This window comes from Streptomyces sp. NEAU-W12, from assembly GCF_026242095.1.
Classification (GTDB): Bacteria; Actinomycetota; Actinomycetes; order Streptomycetales; family Streptomycetaceae; genus Streptomyces.
Window position 1 is genome coordinate 1 of record NZ_JAPJDM010000064.1, and the last position, 7,038, is coordinate 7,038.

The 7,038-nt window shown below is 75.5% G+C and carries 1 protein-coding gene; it reads right to left on the minus strand.

What is annotated here, in order from left to right:
* A partial coding sequence (locus tag ORI94_RS34745; protein WP_416237954.1) for an SDR family NAD(P)-dependent oxidoreductase occupies nt 1–7,038 on the minus strand: 7,038 nt, incomplete at both ends.

A 7,038-nucleotide genomic window follows, 5' to 3' on the forward strand; every position in this document is an offset into this window, starting at 1 on the left:
CCCAGATGCCGCGCCAACTGCACCGCCGCCATACCCACACCGCCCGCACCGGCATGCACCAGCACCGACTCCCCCGCCCGCACACCCGCCAGATCACGGAACGCGTACAGAGCGGTCAGGAACACCAGCGGCACGGAGGCCGCCTCCTGCTGGGTCCAGGTGTCGGGGACGCGGGCCAGGTAGTGCTCGTCGGCGACGACGACCGGCCCGAATCCGCCGGGCACGGTACCGAACACCCGGTCGCCGGGTTGCAGTCCGGTGACGGCGGCGCCGACGGCCGTGACCACACCGGCGGCCTCGGTGCCCATCGGGCCGGACTCACCGGGGTACATGCCGAGGGCGTTGAGGACGTCGCGGAAGTTCAGACCGGTCGCGTCGACGTCGATCCTGACCTCGTGGCCGCCGAGCGGCTGCAGCACCTCCGGGCACGGGGCGAGGACGAGGTTGTCCAGGGTGCCCTTGCCGGTGGTGTCGAGCCGCCACGGCACGTCGACGGGCGGGAGCAGTCCGGCGCCGGTGGCGAGGCGGTCCAGCCGGCCGACGCGGACGGTGCCCTCGCGCACGGCGAACTGGGCGTCACCGGTGGCGAGCAGGGCCGGCAGGTCCGGCAGCAGCGCCTGGACGTCGTCCTGTCCGTCGAGGTCGACGAGGACGAACCGGTCCGGGTTCTCGGACTGGGCCGAGCGCACCAGACCCCAGGCGGCACCCGCGGCGAGGTCCCGTACGGTCTCGCCGTCGGCGGCGGCCACCGCGTCACGGGTGACGAAGACCAGGCGGGTGCGGTCGAACCGGTCGTGGTCCAGCCACTGGCGTACGAGTTCCAGGGTGCGGGTCGTCAGCGCGTGGACGGCGCCGGGGACGTCCGTGCCGGGGACGTCGGCCGGGTCGCCGCCCGCGTCCGTGCCGTCCGGGGCGGTGTACTCCCCCTGGAGCGGGACGAGCACGTAGTCGGGGGCGTCGGCCGGGTCGGTGAGGTCGGCGAGGGACGACAGTACGGTGCCGGTGCCGAAGACGTCGGCGCCCAGGGTGACGGCCCGCAGCCCTTCGGTGGGCTTTACCTCGGGGGCGGTGACCCAGTCGAGGCGGAACACCGGTTCCTGGCCGCCGGTGGCCACCGGGGCGCGCGGCACGCTCGGGGCGCGCAGCACCAGGGCCTCGGCGGACAGCACGGGCGCGCCCTCGGCGTCGACCGCCGTGAGCGTGACCGACTCGTCGCCGAGCCTGGTGAGGCGGGCCCGGAGCGTGGTGGCGCCGCCCGCGTGCAGCGACACGCCGTTCCAGATGTACGGCAGCAGCGGGGTGTCCTCGCTGCCGACGCCGAGGTAGCCGTTGGCGTGCTGGACGGCGTCCAGCAGGGCCGGGTGGATGCCGAAGTACTGGGCGTCCCCGGCGATCTCCTCGGGCAGGGCGACCTCGACGAAGGCCTCCTGCCCGCGGATCCACACCTTGCGCATCCCCTGGAAGCAGGGGCCGTACTCGGTGCGTTCGTAGGTGCCGTCGACCGGCACCGGCCGGGCGTCCGCCGGCGGCCAGGCGGGGACGTCGAACGGGGCGGTGTGCTCTGCGGCGGCGAGGGATCCGGTGGCGTGCCGGGTCCAGGGGCCGTCGGTGACGTCGGACGGGCGGGAGTAGAACGCGATGGTGCGGGCCCCCTCCTCGTCCGGGGCGCCGAGGACGACCTGGAGGGCGGTGGGCACCTTCTCGTCGAGCACCATCGGGGTGGACAGGACGAGTTCCTGGACCCGGCCGCAGCCGACCTGGTCGGCGGCGCGGACGGCCATCTCCAGGTAGCCGGTGCCGGGCAGGAGGACCGTGCCGCCGACCTTGTGGTCGAGCAGCCAGGGATGGACCTGCATCGAGATCTGGCTGGTGAACAGCGCGCCCTCGGAGTCGGCCAGCGGCACGGCGGCGCCGAGCAGCGGGTGGTCCGCGGAGACCAGGCCGGCCGAGCTGACGTCGCCGGTCAGGGCGGCAGGGCGGGGCCAGAACCGCTCACGCTGGAAGGGGTAGGTCGGCAGCTCGGTGCGGCGCGCCCCGGTGCCCCGGAACCAGGCCGCCCAGTCGACGCGGACACCGGCCGTGTGGAGCCGGGCGAGCCCGGTGAGCAGCGCGGTCTCCTCGTCGCGGTCCGTGCGCAGTGCGGGCACGGCGACGGCGTCGGGGTCGGTGTCCAGGCAGCGCTGGGTCAGCGCGGTCAGGACACCGCCGGGCCCGGCCTCCAGGAACGCGGTCACTCCGGCGTCGGCCAGGGCGCGCACGCCGTCGGCGTAGCGGACGGTGCCGCGGACGTGGCGCACCCAGTAGTCGGCGGAGCACAGCAGGGCGGGGTCGGCGATCCCACCGGTCACGTTGGACACGACCGGGATGGCCGGCTCGGTGTACGTCAGCCCCTCCGCGACGGCGCGGAAGGCGTCGAGCATCGGCTCCATCAGCGGCGAGTGGAAGGCATGACTGACGGACAGGCGCTGCGTCTTGCGGCCGTCCGCCGTGAACAGGGCGGCGAGGGCGAGGACGTCCTCCTCGGTGCCGGCGACGACGACGGAGTCGGGCCCGTTGACGGCGGCCAGTGCCACGCCGTCGGTCAGCCTGGGGGTGATCTCCTCCTCGGTCGCCTGGAGGGCCATCATGGCGCCGCCGGCAGGGAGGTCCTGCATCAGCCGGGCGCGGGCGGCGACCAGCGTGCACGCGTCCTCCAGGGACAGCACCCCGGCCACGTGCGCGGCCGTGATCTCACCGACGGAGTGGCCGGCCACGTAGTCGGGCCGCACGCCCCACGACTCGACGAGCCGGTACAGGGCGACCTCGAGGGCGAACAGCGCGGGCTGGGTGTAGCCGGTGGTGTCGAGGAGTTCCGCCTCGGGCGTGCCCTCCTGCGCGAACAGCACCGTGCGCAGAGGCACTTCGGAGCCGGTGTCCAGGCGGGCCAGTACGGCGTCCAGGGCCTCGGCGAACACGGGGAAGGCGGCGTACAGTTCGCGGCCCATGCCGGCCCGCTGGGACCCCTGGCCGGAGAACAGGACGGCGGAGGTGCGGTACGCGGCGCGACCGCGGGCCACCTCGAGGGGTTCCCCGCCGGGTGTGGTGAGGAGGACGGCGCGGTGGTCGAGCTGGGCACGGCCGGTGGCCAGACAGTGGCCCACGTCCAGCGGGGACCTGCCGGTCAGGGCGGCGATGCGGGCCACCTGGGCGTCCAGGGCCTCCTCGGACTTCGCGGAGACGGGCCACGGGACGACCGTGGGGGCCGGTACGGGGGCCGCCGTGCCGGTCGTCGCGGAGCCGGCCGGCTCGGGCACCGCCTCGGGTTCGGGTGCCTGCTCGATGATGGTGTGGGCGTTGGTGCCGCTGATGCCGAAGGACGAGATACCCGCGCGCCACGGCCTGCCGGTCTCCGGCCACGGGGTCGGCTCGGTGAGCAGGCGCACCGCGCCCGCCTCCCAGTCGACGTGCGTGGAGGGCTTGTCGACGTGGAGGGTCTTCGGCAGTACCGCGTGCCGCATCGCCATGACGGTCTTGATGATGCCGGCCACGCCGGCGGCGGCCTGGGTGTGGCCGATGTTCGACTTGATGGAGCCGAGCAGCAGCGGACGCTGCGGGTCGCGGCCCTGGCCGTAGGTGGCGAGCAGGGCCTGCGCCTCGATCGGGTCACCCAGCGGGGTGCCGGTGCCGTGGCCCTCGACTGCGTCGATGTCGGCGGGGGCGAGTCCCGCGCTCGCCAGGGCCTGCCGGATCACGCGCTGCTGGGAGGGGCCGTTGGGGGCGGTCAGGCCGTTGGAGGCGCCGTCCTGGTTGATGGCCGAGCCGCGGACCACGGCAAGGACGGGGTGGCCGTTGCGGCGGGCGTCCGACAGGCGCTCCACCACGATCAGGCCGACGCCCTCGGACCAGCCGGTGCCGTCGGCGGCGTCCGCGTACGCCTTGCAGTGGCCGTCGGTGGCGAGGCCGTTCTGCAGGGTGAAGCCGGAGAACCCGGACGGGGTGCTCATGAGGGTGACGCCGCCCGCGACGGCGAGGTCGCACTCGCCGGCCCGCAGCGCCTGGAGCGCCCAGTGCAGGGCGACCAGGGAGGAGGAGCAGGCGGTGTCGACGGTGACCGCCGGGCCCTCCAGGCCGAAGGTGTAGGCGAGTCGTCCGGAGACGACGCTGGCGGCGAGTCCGGTGCCGGCGTGGCCCTCCAGGTCCTCGCGGGAGTTCATGACGAGGGTGGAGTAGTCCTGGCCGTTGGTGCCGACGAACACGCCCGTGCGGCTGCCGCGCAGCCCGTCGGCGTCGATGCCGGCCCGCTCGAACGCCTCCCAGGTGGTCTCCAGGAGGAGGCGCTGCTGCGGGTCCATGGCGATGGCCTCGCGGGGGGAGATCCCGAAGAAGCCGGCGTCGAACTCGGCGGCGCCGTCGACGAAGCCGCCCCGGAGGGTGGCGCTGCGGCCGCGGCCGTCCGCGCCGCCGGTCGCCAGGGTGGCGAGGTCCCAGCCCCGGTCCTCGGGGAAGGCCTCGATGCCGTCGCGGCCCTCGCTGAGCATGTGCCACAGGTCCTGCGGGGAGCGCACCCCGCCGGGGAGGCGGCAGGCCATGCCGACGATGACGATCGGGTCGTCGGACAGCCCGGCGGCGTTCACCCGGTCGAGACCGGACTCGGTGTCCTGCTCGCCGAGGAGTTCGGCGACCAGGTGCTCGGCCAGGGCCTGCGCGGTCGGGAAGTCGTAGACCGTGGTGGCGGGCAGGCGCAGGCCGGTGGCGAGGGCGAGCCGGTTGGGCAGCTCGATCGCGGTCAGCGAGTCGAAGCCCAGGTCGCGGAAGGTGCGGTCGGGGGCGACGGCCTCCGGACCCGGGTGGCCGAGGACGGCGGCGGCGTGGGTGCGGACCAGGTCGCCGAGGACCGCGGTGCGGTCGGCGGCGGGAAGCTGCCGCAGCCGTGCGGCGAGCCCGGAGGCGGCCGTCTCGGTCTGCTGCCGCGCGGCGGCCGCGTCGGCCAGTGCCTGCCGGGCGTCCGGCAGGTCGCGCAGCAGGGCGCTGCCTCGGATGCCGATGAGGGTGTCCAGGACCTGCGGCTGACGCGGGTCGAACACCACGGGCGTCGGCTCCGGGCGGGTCACCGCCTGCCGCAGGGCGGCGAGCGCGAGGTCCGGGTGCACGGCCGGGTGACCGGCGGTGCGGGCCGGACGCGCGGTGGCACCGGCGCCGGTGGTGTCGGCGCCCGTCGCGTCGGTGACCGTGGTGTCCGCGCCCGGTTCCTCGTCGGTCCAGGCGCCCCAGGCGATGGACGTCGCGGGCAGGCCCTCACTCCGGCGGCGCCGGGCGAGCGCGTCCAGGACGGCGGTGGCGGCGGCGAGGTTGGCGCGCCCCGCGGTGCCGACCGTGCCGGCCACCGAGGAGCAGAGCACGAACGCCGTCAGGTCCAGGTCCCGGGTCAGTTCGTCCAGGTGGACGGCGGGGGCGGTGCGGGCGCGGTGCAGCGCGGCGAACCGCTCCGGCGTGAGGTCGTCGAGCACTCCGTCGTCGACGATGCCGGCGGCGTGCACCACACCGGTGAGCGGGGTGTCCTCGGGGATGCCGGCGAGCACGGCGGCGAGGGCGTCGCGGTCGGCGGCGTCGCAGGCGGTGACCGTCACCTCGGCACCCAGCTCCCGCAGTTCCGCGGCGAGTTCGGCGGCGCCGGGCGCGTCCGGGCCGCGCCGGCCGACCAGCACCAGACGGGCGGTTCCGGCGGCGGCGAGCCAGCGCGCCACGTGGGCGCCGCGGCCTCCGGTGCCCCCGGTGACCAGGACGGTGCCGCTGGGCTCCCAGCCGGCGTCGGGTGCGGCCTCCGGGGCGGGCACGAGCCGGCGGCCGAAGACGGCCGAGTCGCGTACGGCCACCTGGTCCTCGCCGTCGTGTCCGGCGAGGACGGTGGCGAACCGCCGGGCGGCACGGTCGTCCAGGGCGGCGGGCAGGTCGATCAACCCACCCCACCGTACGGGGAGTTCCAGTGCCGCGACCCGGCCGAGGCCCCACACCGCCGCCTGGCCGGGAGCGGTGAGCCGCTCCGTGCCGGCGACGGCGACGGCGCCGCGCGTCACACACCACAGGGGCGCGGTGATCTCGGCGTCCAGCAGGGCCTGGAGCAGCACCGCCGTCGGGACGGCGGGACTCCCGGCGGTGTCCGTGAGCGCGAGCAGGGACAGCACTCCGGTGAGCGCGGTGCCCTCGGAGAGCAGGCCGCGCAGCCTTCCGGTGAGCGCGTCGCGGTCGTCGGTGCCGACGGTGAGCGGCACGACGTCGGTGCCCACGGCCGCCAGGACGGCGGCCACCCACTCGTCGTCGGCGAGCGCCTCGGGGAGGACGGCCAGCCAGGTGCCGGTGGCGGTGGGCGCGGTGGGCGGCAGCGACAGCGGCTTCCACGCCTCGTGGTGCCTGATGCCGTCGACCATCGCCTGGTCGCGCTGCCTGCGCCGCCAGGTGGACAGGGCGGGGAGGACCGCGCCCAGCGCGTCGGTGTCGACCGCGAGATCGGCGGCGAGCGTGGTCAGGTCCTCGCCCTCCACGGCCGTCCAGAACGCCGTGTCCAGGGGGTCCGCCCCGGTTTCGCCCACCGTGGAGCGCTGTGCGTCGGGCCAGTAGCGGGACCGCTGGAAGGCGTAGGTCGGCAGTTCGGTGCGGCGGGCGCCGGTGCCGTCGAAGCACGGCTGCCAGTCGACGCGTACGCCGGCCACGTGAAGCCGGGCCAGGGACGTCAGCAGCGCGGTCTCCTCGGACCGGTCCCCCCGCAGAGCGGGGACGGCGACCGTGTCGGCGTCGACGTCGAGGCACCGACGGGTGAGCGCGGTCAGGACAGCACCGGGGCCGATCTCGAGGAAGGCGTCCGCTCCCCCGTCGGCCAGTGCCCGTACGCCGTCGGCGAAACGCACCGTGCCACGGACGTGGCGCACCCAGTAGTCGGCGGAGCACAGCAGGGCGGGGTCCGCGATCCCACCGGTCACGTTGGACACGACCGGGATGGCCGGCACGGCGTAGGTGAGGCTCTCGGCGACCCGACGGAACTCCGCCAGCATCGGCTCCATCAAC